Annotated in this window: 17 protein-coding genes; 15 read left to right on the forward strand and 2 right to left on the reverse strand. The window is 55.7% G+C overall.

The features are described from left to right. The first annotated feature begins 3 nt into the window (after positions 1 to 3). The 14 genes from DFP98_RS19000 to DFP98_RS19065 all read left to right on the forward strand — a co-directional run bounded on the left by DFP98_RS19000 (position 4) and on the right by DFP98_RS19065 (position 15,349). Positions 4 to 1,152: a transglutaminase domain-containing protein gene (locus DFP98_RS19000; protein ID WP_116062181.1), complete on the forward strand. Its 1,149-nt coding sequence runs from the start codon at positions 4 to 6 to the stop codon at positions 1,150 to 1,152. Next, the gene (locus DFP98_RS19005; RefSeq protein WP_116062182.1) at positions 1,149 to 3,248 is read left to right on the forward strand and encodes a peptidoglycan D,D-transpeptidase FtsI family protein; all 2,100 of its coding nucleotides are present in this window, start codon (positions 1,149 to 1,151) and stop codon (positions 3,246 to 3,248) included. Before DFP98_RS19000 ends, DFP98_RS19005 begins: the two co-directional genes overlap by 4 nt. A 399-nt stretch (positions 3,249 to 3,647) precedes the next feature. Then, positions 3,648 to 4,598, forward strand: a complete 951-nt coding sequence (locus DFP98_RS19010; RefSeq protein WP_116062183.1) for a metal ABC transporter solute-binding protein, Zn/Mn family — start codon at positions 3,648 to 3,650, stop codon at positions 4,596 to 4,598. A gap of 16 nt (positions 4,599 to 4,614) precedes the next feature. After that, positions 4,615 to 5,403, forward strand: a complete 789-nt coding sequence (locus DFP98_RS19015) for a metal ABC transporter ATP-binding protein (RefSeq protein WP_116062184.1) — start codon at positions 4,615 to 4,617, stop codon at positions 5,401 to 5,403. Between the two features lie 6 nt (positions 5,404 to 5,409). Beyond that, the gene (locus tag DFP98_RS19020) at positions 5,410 to 6,357 is read left to right on the forward strand and encodes a metal ABC transporter permease (protein ID WP_116062185.1); all 948 of its coding nucleotides are present in this window, start codon (positions 5,410 to 5,412) and stop codon (positions 6,355 to 6,357) included. Continuing rightward, positions 6,354 to 7,238: a metal ABC transporter permease gene (locus DFP98_RS19025; RefSeq protein WP_116062186.1), complete on the forward strand. Its 885-nt coding sequence runs from the start codon at positions 6,354 to 6,356 to the stop codon at positions 7,236 to 7,238. The genes DFP98_RS19020 and DFP98_RS19025 overlap by 4 nt, the downstream gene beginning before the upstream one ends. Before the next feature lie 137 nt (positions 7,239 to 7,375). Beyond that, positions 7,376 to 8,131, forward strand: coding sequence for a Cof-type HAD-IIB family hydrolase (locus DFP98_RS19030; protein WP_342772499.1), 756 nt, complete (start codon positions 7,376 to 7,378; stop codon positions 8,129 to 8,131). Between the two features lie 4 nt (positions 8,132 to 8,135). Next, on the forward strand, positions 8,136 to 8,621 hold the full coding sequence (locus tag DFP98_RS19035) for a DUF456 domain-containing protein (protein ID WP_116062187.1): 486 nt from the start codon (positions 8,136 to 8,138) through the stop codon (positions 8,619 to 8,621). Between the two features lie 27 nt (positions 8,622 to 8,648). Next, positions 8,649 to 10,271 (forward strand): putative polysaccharide biosynthesis protein, encoded by a 1,623-nt coding sequence (locus tag DFP98_RS19040; RefSeq protein WP_181917791.1) that lies wholly within the window; start codon positions 8,649 to 8,651, stop codon positions 10,269 to 10,271. 71 nt (positions 10,272 to 10,342) lie between these two features. Beyond that, complete coding sequence (locus tag DFP98_RS19045) at positions 10,343 to 11,893, forward strand: stalk domain-containing protein (RefSeq protein WP_116062189.1); 1,551 nt, start codon at positions 10,343 to 10,345, stop codon at positions 11,891 to 11,893. 34 nt (positions 11,894 to 11,927) lie between these two features. Continuing rightward, positions 11,928 to 12,272, forward strand: coding sequence for a thioredoxin family protein (locus DFP98_RS19050; RefSeq protein WP_116062190.1), 345 nt, complete (start codon positions 11,928 to 11,930; stop codon positions 12,270 to 12,272). Positions 12,273 to 12,616: 344 nt separating this feature from the next. Beyond that, positions 12,617 to 13,567, forward strand: a complete 951-nt coding sequence (locus DFP98_RS19055) for a COX15/CtaA family protein (RefSeq protein WP_116062191.1) — start codon at positions 12,617 to 12,619, stop codon at positions 13,565 to 13,567. Positions 13,568 to 13,834: 267 nt separating this feature from the next. Then, positions 13,835 to 14,545: a Cthe_2314 family HEPN domain-containing protein gene (locus tag DFP98_RS19060; protein WP_181917792.1), complete on the forward strand. Its 711-nt coding sequence runs from the start codon at positions 13,835 to 13,837 to the stop codon at positions 14,543 to 14,545. A 33-nt stretch (positions 14,546 to 14,578) separates the two neighbouring features. Next, positions 14,579 to 15,349: an SDR family oxidoreductase gene (locus DFP98_RS19065; protein WP_116062299.1), complete on the forward strand. Its 771-nt coding sequence runs from the start codon at positions 14,579 to 14,581 to the stop codon at positions 15,347 to 15,349. A 58-nt stretch (positions 15,350 to 15,407) separates the two neighbouring features. On the opposite strand, the gene DFP98_RS19070 is transcribed toward DFP98_RS19065, so the two are convergent. Beyond that, on the reverse strand, positions 15,408 to 15,650 hold the full coding sequence (locus tag DFP98_RS19070) for a NifU family protein (RefSeq protein ID WP_116062192.1): 243 nt from the start codon (positions 15,648 to 15,650) through the stop codon (positions 15,408 to 15,410). A gap of 99 nt (positions 15,651 to 15,749) precedes the next feature. Between DFP98_RS19070 and DFP98_RS19075 the strand changes: the two genes are divergently transcribed. Continuing rightward, positions 15,750 to 16,016: a YuzB family protein gene (locus DFP98_RS19075; protein ID WP_116062193.1), complete on the forward strand. Its 267-nt coding sequence runs from the start codon at positions 15,750 to 15,752 to the stop codon at positions 16,014 to 16,016. An 18-nt stretch (positions 16,017 to 16,034) separates the two neighbouring features. Here the strand turns inward: DFP98_RS19075 and DFP98_RS19080 are convergent, their stop codons facing one another. Continuing rightward, positions 16,035 to 17,093 carry an NAD(P)/FAD-dependent oxidoreductase gene (locus DFP98_RS19080; protein WP_116062194.1) on the reverse strand — a complete coding sequence of 353 codons (1,059 nt, stop codon included), beginning with the start codon at positions 17,091 to 17,093 and terminating at the stop codon, positions 16,035 to 16,037. Positions 17,094 to 17,141 lie beyond the last annotated feature (48 nt).

Genomic DNA, 17,141 nt, shown 5'->3' on the forward strand with positions numbered 1-17,141 from the left:
GGAATGAAGGGCTGGGGCACGGTAGTTGACGCCAATTTCGTCACCTGGGCACTGCTCGCGATCATCGCTCTGTCTTTGTATCAGGGCGTCCGTAGAGGCGCGTCGGGTTCCGTTAAGCGGCTGGCGTTCTTTCTCGGAGAAGCTGCGCTGACTGTGCTTGCGGTCGCGCTTGCGGCTGTGGCCGCTTCGGAGCTTTCGCCGATCTTGCAGAGCTGGCTTGGAGAACGCAGCCTGTCGCGTCCGAGTCCGGATTCTTCCGGATGGTCGCAGTTCTTCTACACGGCGACGACCGGCTTGCGAGATTTGCCTCTGTTGCGCTTTGCGGCCCTGTTTCTGATCGTCTACGCGCTCGTTCGTCTGATTGTCGGTTGGGCCGCCCGGGCGCTGCTGCCGAAGATGCGGGAGCCTGCTTCCTATGGCTCGCCTTCGGGCGGACTAGTGAGCCGTACGGCCGGAGGCGCGTTAGGAGCCGCTCTTGGAGCCGGCAGGGCGCTGCTGGTTACGGCTGCACTGTTCGCTTACTGTGCGCTGTTTTCTCAAGGCCCGCTAACGGATTATATTCAGCAGTCGGGACTTTACCGGGAGGTTGCGGCGCAGATTATCCGCCCCGCCGCGGGCAGCGTGCTGGAGGAACGGCTTCCGGTATTCGCCCAGGCGATGTCCGGAGAGCTGGACCAGCTATGGCAGAAGCGATATGACGTCATCGACGCCGAGCTCCCCGACGACATCGTGCAGGCGGCGCTGGCCGTGACGAAGGAACGGGACGATGACAGGGCCAAGGCGCGGGCGCTGTACGATTGGGTCGGGACGCGCATTGCTTACGATCACGATAAGGTGCGAGCTTACGAGGATTTGGGCGAATGGCGGGAGCAAAATCCCGAGACGACGTTCGCCACGCGCAAAGGCGTGTGCATTGATTACGCACGTCTTTATGCTTCCATGGCCAGAGCAGCGGGCTTGGACGTTCGCGTCGTGACCGGGCTTGGCTACGACGGTCGCGGCGGATACGGGCCGCACGCCTGGAACGAGGTTTATTTGAACGAAGAGCAGAACTGGATTCCGCTTGATTCGACATGGGCAAATGCCGGGGATTGGTTTAATCCTCCGGGATTCGCCGATACTCATATACGGCAAGGAGGGGCAACCGGGTGAGCAATGGCTTGACAGAAGAAGCGCAGAAGCGGGAAGTCCGCAACAGAAGACATTTCAGCTTCCGTCTGAACGTATTTTTTTTCATTACATTTGCCGTCTTTTCCGTATTGATCGTAAGATTGGCCTATTTGCAGTTTGTGGAAGGCGACAACCTGAAGGCTAAGGAGCACCAAATCGGCTCCCGAACCGTTCCGGTCCCTCCGATCCGAGGCAACATTTACGATTCGGCAGGGAAAGAGATCGCCTATTCGGTCTCTACGCAATCGTTGTATTTTACGATGGATATGAAGATCAAGAAGGACGAAGCGATGGAGCTTGCCGCTCGCCTTGTCGAAGTGTTCGACCGTCTGGGCGACAAGAATGCTGCTCCCCTTACCGTTCAGGATGTTTATGAAGACATGGACTTGGAGGGCAAGGTGCACAAGCTGCACATGCAGCGGCGAATCAAGACGGGGCTGACAAAGGAAGAAATCGCTTATTTCTCCGAGCATCGTCAAGAATTCAAGGGCATCGACGTCATCGAGGAGAGCATTCGCCAATACAGCGACGACCGTGTCGCCGTGCAGCTTATCGGTTATATGAAGAGGCTGAGCGGGGCTCAGGATCTTCCCAAATATAAAGATATCGACAAGAATCAGACCGACAGCGGGGTTAAATACATTAGTACCGAGGAAGTCGGATTCGACGGGCTTGAGCTGATGTATCAAGACGAGCTGCGAGGCAACAACGGCTACAAGGAATATCCGGTCAACAATCGAGGCGAGATTATTGGAGCGGCGAAGTTGACCAAGCCGATCAAGGGCGAGAATCTGTACCTGACGATCAACCGCAGCGTTCAGCTAAAGGCTCAAAAGGCGATTATGGAGCATATCGACTTTGTGCGACATGCCAAGGGCAAGCAGTACGAAAGCGCGCATCCGACAACCGGTTACGCCGTCGCCATGGAAGTGGATACGGGTAAAGTCGTCGCGATGGCCAGCATGCCGGACTACGATCCGAGCGTATGGCAGGGCGGCATCAGCCAGAAGGATCTGGATGCGATCCAATTTTTCCAGTACAACGGCACGATCCGGGAGGTTCAGCCTCCGTACGAGGAGTACGATGAGCGTAAAAACCATCCATCCTCGTTGGTGTACCTCGGTTCCACTCAGAAGCCGCTGTCCGTGCTGATCGGTTTGAACGAGAAGCTGTTTACGCCAAACACAATTTTTCCAGATCCGGGCTATTTTGAGTTTGGACGCAAAGGCCATGAAGTTCGTATCTGGAACGCCAGTAACAAGGCTAACGGAAATATTACGGCATGGCAGGCAATCGCGAAATCGTCCAATGCTTTCATGTCCGCGATGATCGGCAATAAGCTTTTTCAGTATGATGGAGATTCCGGTTTGATTTTGTGGGACGAATACATGAAGAAGTTCGGTTTGGGCGTCACGACCGGCAGCGGGCTTCAGGGCGAATCCGCAGGCGTCGCCGATTACTTTAAGAGTGCGAAGACGGAAGGGCTTCAGTCTGCATTGATTCGGTCCGCCTGGGGCCAACAGGCGAAGTATACGGCGATGCAGTTGGCGCAGTATGCGGCAACGCTGGCGAGCCACGGCAAACGGATGAAGCCGCAGTTCGTGCAGGAAATTCGCGACGTCGACGGCAATGTCACCGTAGGCTACCAACCAGAAATGCTGAATTCGATCGAAATCCACGAACAATATTGGAAAGAGATCGAGAGGGGGATGTCCCAAGTTTCTGTCCAAGGCTTCGATGATGTCCCGTACACATTCATGCGGAAAACGGGAACGTCGCAGCAGGACGTCGGCAGTCGACGCAGGGTGGAAAACGCGGTGTTTATCGCTTATGCGCCGGCCGACAAGCCTAAGCTGGCAGTTGCGGTCGTCGTACCCGACGGCGGCTACGGCGGCTGGGGTGCGGCTCCGATCGCGCGGCAAATTTTCGATGCGTACGACGCAGAGGTGGGCCTATATGGCAAACCGCGGCCTCAGCTGTACGGTGGCGTTCAATCGGCGTCCGGAACTCCCGAGGGAGAAGCTGCGGGAGCCGATAACGCTGCGGCTAACGCCGGCGAGTCGGTCGCTCAGCCTTAATTTGTGAAGTTGCACGCTGGCAGGAAGGAAGTTCATTGAGTGAGGCAAACCGATGTTAATTCGTCGGTTTGTCTTTTTTTGGCCAATCGCCATGGTTACGCCTGATCAAAACTGATCGAACTTGTTCGCATAAACGGTCTGGGAGACCATAAAGATTGGTCCAGTTAAATCAACGTTTACCGGTACTGGAGCTAATCGAATGGCCCGGCGTAATGCACCTTCTCCGTTAGATGGGGTGATGCATGGAAACAGGCATTATCAGTTTTTTTTATTTTAAATGTTGCATTAGGTAAACTTAGTTGTATAATATAAACAAAGAGTCTTTGAGGAAAGTATTCGTCGTACTAGCAAAACAGTTGTTTAAAGGCAAAGAGAGATTTGCCGGGAGGAGAGAGCAGAATGAAGAGACGCTTGCCGTCATCAATTAAACGATTTATTATGACTTTATTATTTTTGGTTGTTCCCGTCGCTGCGGTCGTTAGCGGCTGCGGAGCAGGCTCGGGAGCGTTCAAGGACGAGGGGAAGCTGCATATCACGACCACGATCGGAATGATTAGCGACGTCGCCAAGGAGGTTGGAGGCGACCGCGTCGAGGTAATCGGGCTAATGGGACCGGGAGTCGATCCGCACTTATACAAAGCGTCGCAAGGAGATATCGCCAAGCTGGAGGACGCGAAGATCATTTTATACGGCGGGCTGCATCTGGAAGGAAAGATGACGGAAATTTTCGAGAAGATGGGCAAGAAGAAACCGGTCGTCCCGGTGACCAAAAATATTCCGGAATCGTCGCTGCGAGAGACGGGCGACGGGACGCACGATCCTCACGTTTGGTTTAATGTACGGCTGTGGATGAGCGCGACGGAGACGATCCGCGACACGTTGATCGAGAACGATCCGGCGCACGAGGCAGGCTACCGCGAACGGGCCGAGGCCTATCTCGCCAAGCTGGAGGAATTGGACCGTTACGCCAGAGAACAGATCGCTTTGATTCCCGAGCAGGGACGGGTGATGGTGACCGCGCACGACGCCTTCGGGTACTTCGGAGACGCGTACGATATTCAGGTCGTCGGCCTGCAGGGCATTAGCACGGCGGCCGAATATGGCTCCAAGGATGTGACCGCGCTGCGCGATATGCTGGTGGAACGCAAGATCAAAGCGGTATTCGTGGAGTCGAGCGTGCCGAAGAAATCGATCGAAGCGGTTATCGAGGGAGCCAAAAAGCTCGGCCACGAGGTCAAGATCGGGGGAGAGCTGTTCTCGGACGCGATGGGCCAGGACGGAACCCCCGAAGGAACATACATCGGAATGGTGCGGCATAACGTGGATACGATTGTCAAAGCGTTGAGCTAGGAAGGGGAGAGAGAACATGGCAGCGAATAATTCCGGCATTGCGCCGTTAACGGTAACGAATATAACGGTTGCCTATCAGAAGAAGCCGGTCGTGAGGAACGTTTCGTTCGAAGCGACTGAAGGCGAGCTGATCGGCATTATCGGGCCTAACGGAGCGGGCAAATCGACGCTGATCAAAGCGATTCTGGGCTTACAGCCATCGCTGAGCGGCGAGACGCTCGTCTACGGACAGCCTTACAAATTGCAAAGAAAACTCGTCGGCTACGTTCCCCAGAGGGAGTCGGTCGATTGGGATTTTCCCACGAACGCATTGGATGTCGTAATGATGGGGAGATACGGTAGGCTTGGCCTGTTCCGGAGGCCCGGCGCGAAGGAAAAGGCGATCGGAATGGAATGCTTGGAGAAGGTCGGAATGGCCGACTTTGCGAGCAGACAGATCAGCCAACTGTCCGGCGGTCAACAGCAAAGGGTGTTTCTCGCTCGGGCGCTGGCGCAAGACGCGACTCTCTACTTCATGGATGAGCCGTTCGCGGGGGTGGACGCCGCAACGGAGAAGGCGATTATCCAACTTCTGAACGAGCTGAAGCGGCAGGGTAAGACGGTGCTGGTCGTACACCACGACCTTGCGACTGTGGAGCAATATTTCGATTCGGTCATGCTGCTAAACGGTGAACTCATCGCATACGGGCCCACGGCTTCGACTTTTACGGAGGAGAACCTCCAGAAGGCTTACGGAGGAAGACTGACCTTCATCCAAAGCCGCGGCAGCGTCGATGAGCCTGCCTTGATCGCAGGAAGGGGATGACGGGCCATGCTTAATCTGTTTACGGATCCGAATTTGCAATGGATATTGTTGGGGAGCATCCTGCTTGGGATCAGCACGGGCGTCATCGGTACGTTCGCCTATCTGCGCAAGCAAAGCCTGATCGGAGATACGCTGGCGCATGCGGCTCTTCCCGGCATCTGTATCGCCTTCATGCTGACGGAAGTCAAGTCGGTCGGGCTGTTCATGATCGGAGCGATCGTCGCCGGCATGATCGCCACGGTTGGCATCAGCTGGATCACCCGATTTTCCCGCATTAAACAGGATGCGGCGATGGGCATCGTGCTGTCCGTATTTTTCGGACTCGGCATCGTGCTGTTGACGCAAATTCAACACAGCTCTTACGGCAACCAGAGCGGGCTCGACAAGTTTCTGTTCGGGCAGGCGGCTTCGATGACGTCCAAGGACGTCTATACGATGACGAGCGTCGCGATTGTGCTGATCGTCGTCTGCGCGTTGCTGTTCAAGGAATTCAAGCTGATTAGCTTCGATCCCGGCTATGCCCGGGGACTGGGCTTCTCGGTCGCGACGCTGGAGCAGCTGCTGCTCTGGCTCGTAACGATCGCCGTCGTCGTCGGCATTCAGGCGGTTGGCGTCGTGCTCGTCGCGGCGCTGCTGATTACGCCGGCGGTGTCGGCCAGATACTGGACGGATCGGCTTGGTGTCATGACCGTGCTGTCCGGATTGTTCGGCGCGCTAAGCGGCGCGATCGGCACCTGGGTCAGCGCCGGCACGGCGCAGCTTCCGACCGGACCGCTAAGCGTGCTGACCGCGACGGCCGTATTCGTCGGCTCGGTGCTGTTCGGACCGCGCCGCGGCGTAATCGCCAAGCTTCTCCGTCGTTCTTCCGCCAAGCGGGAATGGGCGGCGGAGAACGCCAAGCAAGCGGGAGCGCGAGTTAACGCATCCGCGAAAGAACGGGGGGTGTCGGCATGAGCGGATTTTGGATTATGCTGACAGGCTCCTTGGTTGCCGCTTGCTGCGGCATTCTGGGCTGCTTCCTCATTTTGCGTCGGATGGCGCTCGTAGGCGACGCAATCAGCCATTCCGTATTGCCGGGAATCGTCATCGCTTTTCTGGTCAGCGGCTCGAGAGATTCGTTTTTCATGCTGTTCGGAGCGGCGATCATCGGCTTCCTGACCGTGTTTCTCATTCAAATGTTCCAGCAGAGCGGCGTGCAGAGCGACGCTTCGATCGGAGTCGTCTTTACCTCGCTGTTCGCAGCGGGCGTGCTGCTGGTCAGCCTTAACGCTCAGCATGTCGATCTGGATCTGGATTGCGTGCTGTACGGGGAAATCGCCTACGTGCAGTGGAACTCGCTTACGATCGGCGGAGTCGACTTGGGACCGAAAGCGGTATGGCTGCTAGGAATCACGCTGTTTATTATCGTGGCGTTGATCTCATTGTTTTACAAGCAATTTAAGCTGTGTGCGTTCGATCCGGCGCTGGCGGCGGCAATCGGCATTCCGGTTGCATTGTTCCACTACGTGCTGATGGGGCTCGTGTCGATGGCGACGGTCAGCTCTTTCGAGAGCGTCGGGGCGATCCTTGTCGTCGGCCTGCTAATCGTACCCCCGGCAACCGCCTATTTGCTGACGGATCGTCTTGGCACGATGATCGGCCTGAGTCTGGTCATCGGCGTGATCAGCTCGGTTGCCGGTTATTATGTCGCCGCTGCGCTGGACGCATCGATTGCAGGCTGTATGGTGTGCGTGGCAGGCGTATTGTTCGTGCTCGCCTTCCTGTTTTCTCCATCGCACGGGTTTGTCGTACGAAAACTGCGACAACGCGTCTCCACGGCTCGCGAAGCTTACTGAATTAGATGAACGAGAGCTGCCTATCCGTCTGAGGACGGATCCGGGCGGCTCTTATTTTAATTCGTTTTGGAGGGCCGAATTATGATAAAATGATCGTTATATGGAAGAAAGAAAGCGTTAGGGAGCGGATAGAAGAAGTGGCATACGAGATGAGACAGTATCGGTTGTTGGCGTTGGATTTGGACGGCACGCTGTTGAACGAGCACGGCGAGGTAAGCGAGATGAATGCGATTTGGATTAAGCATGCGATCGATGCAGGCGTAACGGTGTGCGCCTCCACGGGCAGAGGCTTCCAGGGCGCGATTCCGATCGTCGAGCGGCTGGGTCTGGATTCGCCGATGATAACGGTGAACGGCGGAGAGGTGTGGAGCAAGCCTCATAGCCTGCATAAGCGAACGACGCTTGATTCGGATAAAGTAATCCGTCTGCACGAGGTGGCTTTGAAGCACCCGGACGTCTGGTTTTGGGCGTATTCGACCGAAGGTCTCTTTAACAAGGACGGCTGGACCGACGATCCGGCCTCCAAGGTATGGCTGAAATTCGGCTACTATTCGGAGGAACTTTCGCTGCTGGAGGAAATTTTGAAGGAGATCGGCGTTTGGGACGGACTGGAAATTACCAATTCCTCGCCCAACAACATCGAGGTTAATCCGCAGGGCGTTTCTAAGGCGTCGGGGTTGATGGAGCTGTGCCGGCTCAAGGGTCTGGACATGTCCGAAATCGTATCGGTAGGCGACAGCTTAAACGACATCGCCGCGATTCGCGCTTCGGGTCTTGGCGTGGCGATGGGCAACGCGCAGGACGAGGTGAAAATGGTAGCCGACGTCATCACGGGGACGAACGAAGAAGACGGCGTCGCTCAAGTCATTCAACAATACGTTTTGAGGACGTGACGCGATGGATATTTTGGGCTGGGTTCTGATCGTAGCTTTATTTGCCGTCGGTATGGCCGGGGCGATCTACCCGATTTTGCCGGGAGCTTTGGCGATTTACGCGGCGTTTTTCGTCTATGGCTGGTTTTTCTCGTTCGAGCCGTTCGGCTGGTGGTTCTGGATTATCCAGACGCTGATCGTGGTCGTGCTGTTCGTGGCGGATTATATGGTGAACGCGTGGGGAGTTAAGAAGTTCGGCGGCTCTCGTGCCTCGGTCATCGGCAGCACGATCGGCATTCTGGTCGGTCCGTTCGTCATTCCGGCCTTCGGGCTGATTATCGGTCCGCTGGCGGGCGCCATACTCGGAGAGCTGATCCATGGCTCGGAGTTCAACCGCGCGCTGAAGGTCGGCTGGGGCTCGCTCGTCGGGCTGTTCACGAGCACTGTCGTCAAGGTGCTGCTGCAAGGCGCAATGATCGTTTTGTTTATCGTCTGGCTGATTTTCAACTAATTTAATCGAATGGCGAAGAGGGTTACCTTGAAAAAAGACACTTTACTCAAAAGCACGCTTATTCTAGCGGCCGCTGCGCTTGTGGCGCGGGCGCTTGGCATTTTCCAGCGGGTTCCGCTCGATTATTTGATGGACGATCTTGGAAATATTTACTACAACAATGCAAACTCGATTTATTTGCTGCTGCTGATCGTGGCTACCGCGGGCATTCCGAGCGCCGTCAGCAAGATGGTCTCCGGGCGTTATGCCGTCGGGCGCGTCCGCGAAGCGCAGCAGGTGTATCGGGCGGCGATGCTGTTCGGGGCAATCGCCGGCGTCGTCATTACGATCGGTCTCTGGTTGATCGCTCCGGTGATCGCTTCGTCTATTCTGAAGGAGCCGGAAGCCGCGACCGCAATCCGGGCGATCGCTCCGTCTTTGCTGCTGTTTCCGATGATCGCGATGATGCGGGGATATTTTCAAGGCCGGCAGTTCGTGACTGCAGGGGGCATCTCGCAGATCATCGAGCAGATTTTGCGCGTCGTCGCGGCCGTCGTGATCGCTTACGCATTCTACGCGATCGATCCGACCAACGAGGAAGGCATTGCCGCCGGCGGCGCTTTCGGCAGCGTATTCGGCAGTATCGGCGCTTTTATCGTGATGCTGTATTATTCCCGCAAGCTGAAATCTAGCGACCGACTAGAGCCGCGCATACAGGCGGATCCGTCGCGTCAACTGCGGCTTCGCTCCATTTACAAGGAGCTGTTTAACCTGTCCATCCCTGTCGTCATGACCGGGATTACGGTGCAGCTGCTGTATACGATGGACAATTTTATGATTAAGTCGCTTACGGTGGGACATTTCGACCAGGAAACGATCAACCATTGGGCTGCCGTGTACGGAATGAACGCCCAATCGATCGCAGGCATCCCGATCATTCTGGCGGTTGCGCTTAGCCAGTCGATCATACCGCATATTTCGTCCGCTCATGCGCTGAAGGACGCCGACAAGGTCGGCCAGCAGGCTTCCTTGGCGGTTCGGATCGCGCTGTTCAGCGGAATGCCCGTCGTGCTTCTGCTCGGCGTCGGTGCGTTCAGCGTGAACGGACTGCTGTTCGAGAAGCCGATCGGCAGCCAGGTGGTGGCGATGCTGACGCTAGGTACGATTTTCCAGATTGGAATGATGGTAACAAACTCGATTCTGCTGGGCATCTCCGAGCCCAAAAAGGCGACAATGCACGCGCTCACCGGCGTCCTGATCAAAGTCGTCCTCAGCTTCGCGCTCGCTCCGTTCTTCGGGGTTTACGGCATTATCGCGGCTACGACGGCGTGCTTCATCTGGGCGCTTATTTTTAACGTGCTCAGCTTGAGGAAACGTTCGCGCTTCAAGTTTCTCGGCAAGCGCTGGCTCCCGTTCCTGCTCACGGTCGTCATCGTGGCGGCTGCGATCGGATTCGCGGAGTGGGGCGTTCTGGCGATCTGCGGCGGACTTCCGGATAAACTGGCGTTTTTCCTTGCTTTCGGCGTAATGGGAGGCTTGCTTGCCGTGCTGTATCCGGCGCTGCTCGTCTATCTCGGAGTCGTCACAGCGGCGGAGATTTCGACCTACCCGAAAGCGGTACGGCGTCTTCTTGCGCCATTTATGAAACTGCGGGCAGGATTAAGAGGCTGATCGTCGAAATAAAATGAGGTTGGGCGCTTGCTCGCAAGCGTCCTCAGCTATTTTATGGGAGGGACTCATTCGTGAACATTCGGACGTTAAAAAGATGGGGATGGACGTTATGCGTGCTGCTGCTGACCGTTATTGTCGGCTGTCAATCGGTCGGGGGGCTTAACCTGAACGATATGCTGGTCAAGCAGCTCAGCATTGAGAAGCAGGAGCAATCGCTCGTTCTTGAGCTGGAAGTGGACGTCAACGAGGCTCTGCTCGCTTCGGAGGACGAGAAGGCGAAGAAGGCGGTCGAGCTGCTGCGCAAGCTGAAGCTGGAATTGGTTCACTCGAAAGCGGATGCATTGGGCAATCAATGGGTAACCGGAAATTTGGTTACGAGCAAGGGCAGCATTCCGTTCACGCTTCATGCAGACGAGAAGGCCGTTAGAATCGACATTGACGGAGCGAAGAGACCTTTCGTGCTCGAGCTGTCCGCCCTGCAGGACGAGTTGGGAACGATGGTGCTGCCGAGCGGAGAAGACCGGCAGGCGATGATGGAATCGGTGCGCAAGCTGGCCCAGAATATCGGCTCGTACCTGATTAAGGGGCTGCCAAATCCTCCGGTGATTACCGTCGATCAGGTGAACGAGACGATTCACGGCGAGTCGACCAAATTGACCAAGGTGCACGCGGAGCTGAACGGCGAGCAATTGGGGCAGCTGCTTCCCCTGTACCTCGAAAATCTGATCAAGGACAAAGAAGGCTTCCGCGCGACCGTCGTTCAAGTATTCGAGTGGCTCTACGAGATGGAGGAGGATTTGGATCTCGGACTGAGGGACTCGGAGAGCCTCAACGCTGAGGCTATGGCGAATTTTGCCGTAGAGACCTTGCTGCCTGAGCTGGAGGATGCGCTGGAAGATCTGAAGAAGGCGCAGCAGGAAGAGGAATGGAAGCAAATTTTCGATAAGGGCATTACGCTGAAAACCGACCTGTACGTGGACGAATCGCTGCATATCCGCAAGTCGAATCTGGAGGCGGTTATTGCCCCGGCCGCTTTTGCGGAAGAAGACAGCCCGATTCGCAGCATTAAAGTGCGGGCAAGCAGCGAAATGTGGAACGTAAACGGCGAAGTGGAAATTCCAGCCGTCGAAACGCCGGTTAACGCGCTTAAGCTTGAAGAGTTGGACAACTACGACGCTTACCGGTTCGTCAGAATGTTCGACAGCGATTCCGTGGTGTACGATCTGTTGAAAAACGATTTTGCGATCGACGATCAAAGCTTTACGCTCAGCAGCGAATGGGGCATTCCGTTCTTCGTGGACGAGGAAGGCACAGCTTTCGTACCGCTGCGCGAGACGCTTGGCGAGTTCGGCATTCGTCCGAATTTGGAGGTTCCGGCGAACGGACCCATGGAGATTCGCTTCTATGACCGGCCGACGGCCAAGTCGATTATTTTGCGCAAAGATTCCGACCAAGCGACGGTAAACGGAGAAACCGTCAAGCTGGCTCATCCGCTCATGAACGATGCGAATATGACGTACATCTCGGCAGACGATCTGTTCGGCTTGCTTGGAGCCGAGTACGAGGTAGTCGAGTGGGAAGACTACGACGAGCAGATGATGGAAGTCACGCGCGATTTATAAGAAAATAGCAATGGAGAAAGGGAGGGGTTGGACCATGCTGAAAATAACGAACGAGCAAGCTTTTCGCGAGCAGATTGCCGAAGATCGGTTAACGGTGGCGGTGTTTAAGACGACCTGGTGCAAGGATTGCCATTTTATCAATCCGTTTATCGATGACGTGGAAGCGGCGTATGCGGATCGACTGACGCTTGTCGAGATCGACCGCGACGATCTGCCGGATCTATGCGGCGAATTGAACATACTGGGCATTCCGAGCTTTATCGCTTTCCGCCAAGGCCGCGAGTTGGTCCGATTCGTCAGCAAGCTGCGCAAGACGCGCGAGGAGATCGAACAGTTTCTCGATCGGGCAGTCGAAGTATCCGGCGCTATTGCTCAGTAGTTCTGTAGCCGGTCCCTTCCAGGGCTGACAGCGGGGCTGTCTCATAAGTAGGGTCGTACAAGATGATCGATCAAGAAAAAGTGCATGTATCTTCTGGAGACTGCCTCATACGGTCCTGAAATCACCTCTTAACGGGTTTACCCATTCAAATTTCAGGATCGTATAGCATCGTAAGGAGATCCATGCACGACAACTTTCTCATCGATCATTCTTTCGTACGACTCTTTTTACTTAGGAGACAGCCCCTTAATGTTCACATTATGAACATGGTTTTAACATGTGAGGTTCGGTATAATGGGAAACAGGCCTATTGCGCCAACTTTCACATGAAATCGGGGATATGCATGACCTTTCAAAGATATCGTTTGCTTGCTCTGTTGACCTGCATCGGCATGTTTCTCGTTTTGATCGCGGGAGTTCTCGTGACAAATACCGATTCCGGCCGCGGCTGCGGTACGGATTGGCCGCTGTGTAACGGCAAATTCGTACCAGCTTATACGGTGGAGTCGATGGTTGAATATAGTCATCGTATGATTAGCGGCATCGTTGGGCTGCTCGTCGGAGCGACCTATTTGGTAACGCATTTCTGGAAGCCCGCGCGTCATCGTGAAAACTTGCTTTATGCAGGCGGGGCGCTGTTGTTTACAGTTATGCAGGCGATTCTCGGCGCGATGGCGGTCAAATGGGAGCAGTCTTCGATCGTTATGGCGCTCCATTTCGGCATTTCGCTATTCGCCTTCACCTGCACCTGGCTGCTGTACAAGCTCGTCAAGCGTCAAGCCGCGGAGCAAAGCGGTCAAGCCGTTCCCTCCTCGCAGCATCGTCGGCCATCAGCTGCCGCGTCAATCTCGACAGGGCTGTACAAGGGCGTAGTCGCGGTTATCGTGTATTGCTACGGCGTCGTTTACCTCGGCGCGTTTATCCGCCATACGAGCTCCGGAGGGGCGTGCGAGGGATGGCCGCTATGTAACGGCGAGATCGTGCCCGAGCTATCCGGGTCGGTTGCAGTCGCGTTCGCGCACCGGATTGCCGCGCTGCTGCTGCTCGTGTTTATTGCTATTGTCGTGTTCTACGTTCGCAAAGCTGCCGGAGCCGGCTCGGAGCTGGCCTCCATCGGCAACAAGGCGCTTATTCTCGTCGTTCTGCAAATTTTTAGCGGGGGACTGCTCTCCTTCACTTTATCGAACGAAGACGCCTACGTATTTACCGGGCTGCTGCATACGGTTATTATTTCGGCGCTGTTCAGCGTACTGGTGTTGTTAGCCATTCGAATGCGGCAGACAATGAAACGATAGCTTGTTCGTACGAGGGACGGCGCAAAACCGGCGATTCGGTTGAGCGAGCCGTCTCTTTTGCGTTACAATGAGACAGGAAGGCTAGCCGATGCTAGGGCGTGTCAGAAAACCCGCTCAGGGGCATCTTTCACTGCCTTTTCACTCCCTGCTTCTCACTTTTGCTTGACGTACCTCCGGTACGCCTTCACAAAAGTTCCTTGCATGGAACGGAATTTCGGCAAAATCTGCTGCCTTCGAAGTATCAGACACGCCCTAGGGGGAGAGCCATTGCTAAGAGTTTTGTTCGGAGAATGGCCGCGCGAATGGTCGGGGAAGTCGCTAGAGACGGTCCGATCCATTGAAGCGTTCGCCCGGCGCTGCTCCGAGCTTGCGCGCGGTCGGCCGGAGGAAGCAAAGAAATACCGCACCTTCGCGATTTGGGCGGAAGGTTTGCTGCGCTCGATGGACGAGCTTGAGCAAAGCTGCTACGCAGCCAAAAAATACGCGCAGCAAATTAGCCATAGGCGGCTCGACGAGTTCACGGCCGAAGAGAAAATGAACTACGAGCGCCACGTTTATTTCGACAAAAACGCTTATATCCGTTACTTTTCCTTGCTGGACAAGTTGGGCACGCTGTTGAATCAACTGCTGGCGCTGCGAACCGAGCGGATTAAAGCCCGTTATTCGTATTTTACGATGCTGCGCAATATGAGACAAAACGGACTTCATTGGGAGCTGGTGAAGCCGTTGAATGAAATCAAGGAACGGCACCAAGGCGCGATGAGCCGTCTGCGCAGCCGCAGAAACATCGAGATCCATCAGATGAACGAGGAGCTGCGCGACGATCTCGCCCAGAGCCTTGCGAACAACGGAGCAGGCAGAACGCTCGAAAATTTGGGAGCCAACATGGAGGATCTGGATCAAGGCTGGGCCATGGTTCAAGGCTCGCTGCATGTCGCTTTTCGCTATGCGTGCGCGTATTTGCGCCGCATGGATTAAGCCTACAACGGGACGGAGGGGAACCGCGTGAAGCTGCTGGGCAAAACCGCGCTGATCACGGGCAGCGCCAAAGGTTTGGGACGACGCACCGCTCTGGAGCTGGCAGCCCATGGATGCGATGTAGCGATCAATTACGTGAACAGCCGGGACGAAGCCGAACGGTTAGTTGAAGAAATCGGGGCTTTGGGACGCAAGGCGTACGCGATTCAAGCGAACATCGCGATCGCCAACGATTCGGAGCGCCTTGTGTCGGAGACGGAGAGAAGGCTCGGCGAGGTCGATATTCTCGTTAACAACGCCGGTCCGTTTATTCGGGAGCGACGTCTGTTCGCGGACTATTCAAAGGACGACATTCACGACCTGATGAACGGTAATCTCGTCGGCACAATGCTAATGGATCATCGGGTTCTGCCAGGGATGCGGGCCAGGCAGTGGGGGCGAATTATTCATTTCGGCTTCGGCCATGCTTCGGAGGCGAGATCCTGGCCGCATCGAGCCGTCTATGCGGCGGCCAAGGTCGGGCTCGTGTCGTTTACGAAGACGCTTGCAGTGGAAGAAGCCGCTAGCGGAATTACGGTGAACATGATCTGTCCCGGAGATATCCGCGGCGAGAATAAGGAGAAAAGCATTGCCGACGTAGCCGGGTTGATGGACGAGGAATCGCCCCGAGGCAGGCCGGGAAGCGGCGAGGATGTCGCGCGGATGATCGCATTCCTGTGCATGCCGGAATCGGATTTCATCACGGGCAATACGATTGACGTGTCCGGCGGACTGGACCCGATTCGCACGATGCTGAAGCGATGACAAAAGGTCCTGCCGATGGCAGGACCTTTCTAAACCTTCTGGCTTCGATGAAGGAAAATCAGAACACTTGAACGACTTCCTGAATGCCTTCGACTTCTTCCAGCAATGCGCGCTCGATTCCGGCTTTGAGCGTGATCGTGGAGCTTGGGCAGCTGCCGCAAGCGCCCATCAGACGCAGCTTAACGATGCCGTCTTCGATGTCGACGAGTTCGACGTCTCCTCCGTCGCGTTGCAAGAACGGACGCAGCTTGTCAAGAACGTCGCTCACTTCGTCATAAATGCTTGGAGCATTCGTACTCATGATCATCCACTCCTTTCATAGTCTATTATAGTACAAAAAGGGTTAATTTCAAACCGGCCATGTTTCGCATTTTTTGTCGAAGAGAGGAAGCGAATACAGATGAATATCGTGGAGTTTTGCGTCAGCAACGCTCATCACGGAACGGACGAGGTACTGAAAAAGCTGGAACAGCTCCCCGATGTCGAAGTGATCGAATACGGATGTCTCGGCAATTGCGGCGAATGCTACCTGTCCCCGTACGCCTTGGTGAACGGAGAGAGCGTCGTAGCCGAGTCGGCCGAGCAGTTGTACGACCTGGTGCTTGAGGCGCTTCGCCAGCAGGAGGAAGAGCGAAGCGCTCTAGACAAGCTGCTGGGCGATCTCTGATCGGACTTGTCCCGCAGATTAACCGAAATGGCGCTTGCTCTTCCACAGCACTCCGCTCTTGAGCATCCGCGGAATGCGACCGAGCAGCGGCGTCGCGCCCATTAAGCCGAAGCCGGCCTTCTTGCCGAGCGAGCCAAGCACGCCTTTGAGCTTGATTCCGCCCAGTCTCGGCTCTTTGCCGTGCCAACGGGCCCGGATGACCTCGGCGACCTGTTTGCCCTGCGCTCCCGCCAGTTGGGCGCTTGGAGAGAAGGGCTGGCTGGAACAATCGCCGATCACGAAAACATGGGCATAGTCGGGCAGCTCATGGTACTCGTTTACGACTAGACGCCCCTGAGGATCTTTCGGCAGCGAGATCCGCTGGACGAGGTCGACCGGCTGAATGCCGGCGGTCCACACGGTAACATCCGTCAAAATCGGCTCGGAACCGTTATGGATGACGCCTTGTTCCAGCGAGGTGATGCCGATATGTGAACGCATCTCCACATGGTGCTGGTCGAACCAGGAAGCGACGTATTCCTGCAGCTTGCCGGGGAAAGCGGACAGGACGCTATTGCCCCGATCAAGGATGCGAATATTGATATCCGAGCGGCTTTCGCGCAGCTCGGCAGCAATCTCGACGCCGCTCAAGCCTCCGCCCACGATTGTCAGCTGGCCGTACGGGCGGATGTCGTTAATCTGCTGGAAGGTGCGGCGTGCTGCCGACAAAGACTGGACGCTGCACGTATAATCGACAGCACCCGGGATACCGTGATAATTATCCGTGCAGCCGAGCGCGATGACGAGAGAGTCGTAAGCGATCGGCTCCTGATTGGACACGTGCACGATTTGGCGATCCAGATCGACGTCGGTAATATTTCCGTAAATCATTTGCAGTTGCGGATGAACGGGATAGTTGACGCGCAGCTCCAGATCGGACACCGTTCCGGCCGCAAGAGCGTAATACTCCGTTTTCAACCCCTGATAGGGCATCCGTTCGACAAGAACAAGCTGCCGATCGGCGGGAATATGCTCCAACAGCTCCTGCACGACCATCATTCCTCCGTACCCGCCGCCTAAAATAACGACCTTGCTCATAAACGCTCTCCTTTGATGTCGGTTCGCTTTAGTATGACACAGAAGAGC

The sequence above is a fragment of the Cohnella phaseoli genome (genome assembly GCF_003386235.1).
Lineage (GTDB): Bacteria > Bacillota > Bacilli > Paenibacillales > Paenibacillaceae > Cohnella > Cohnella phaseoli.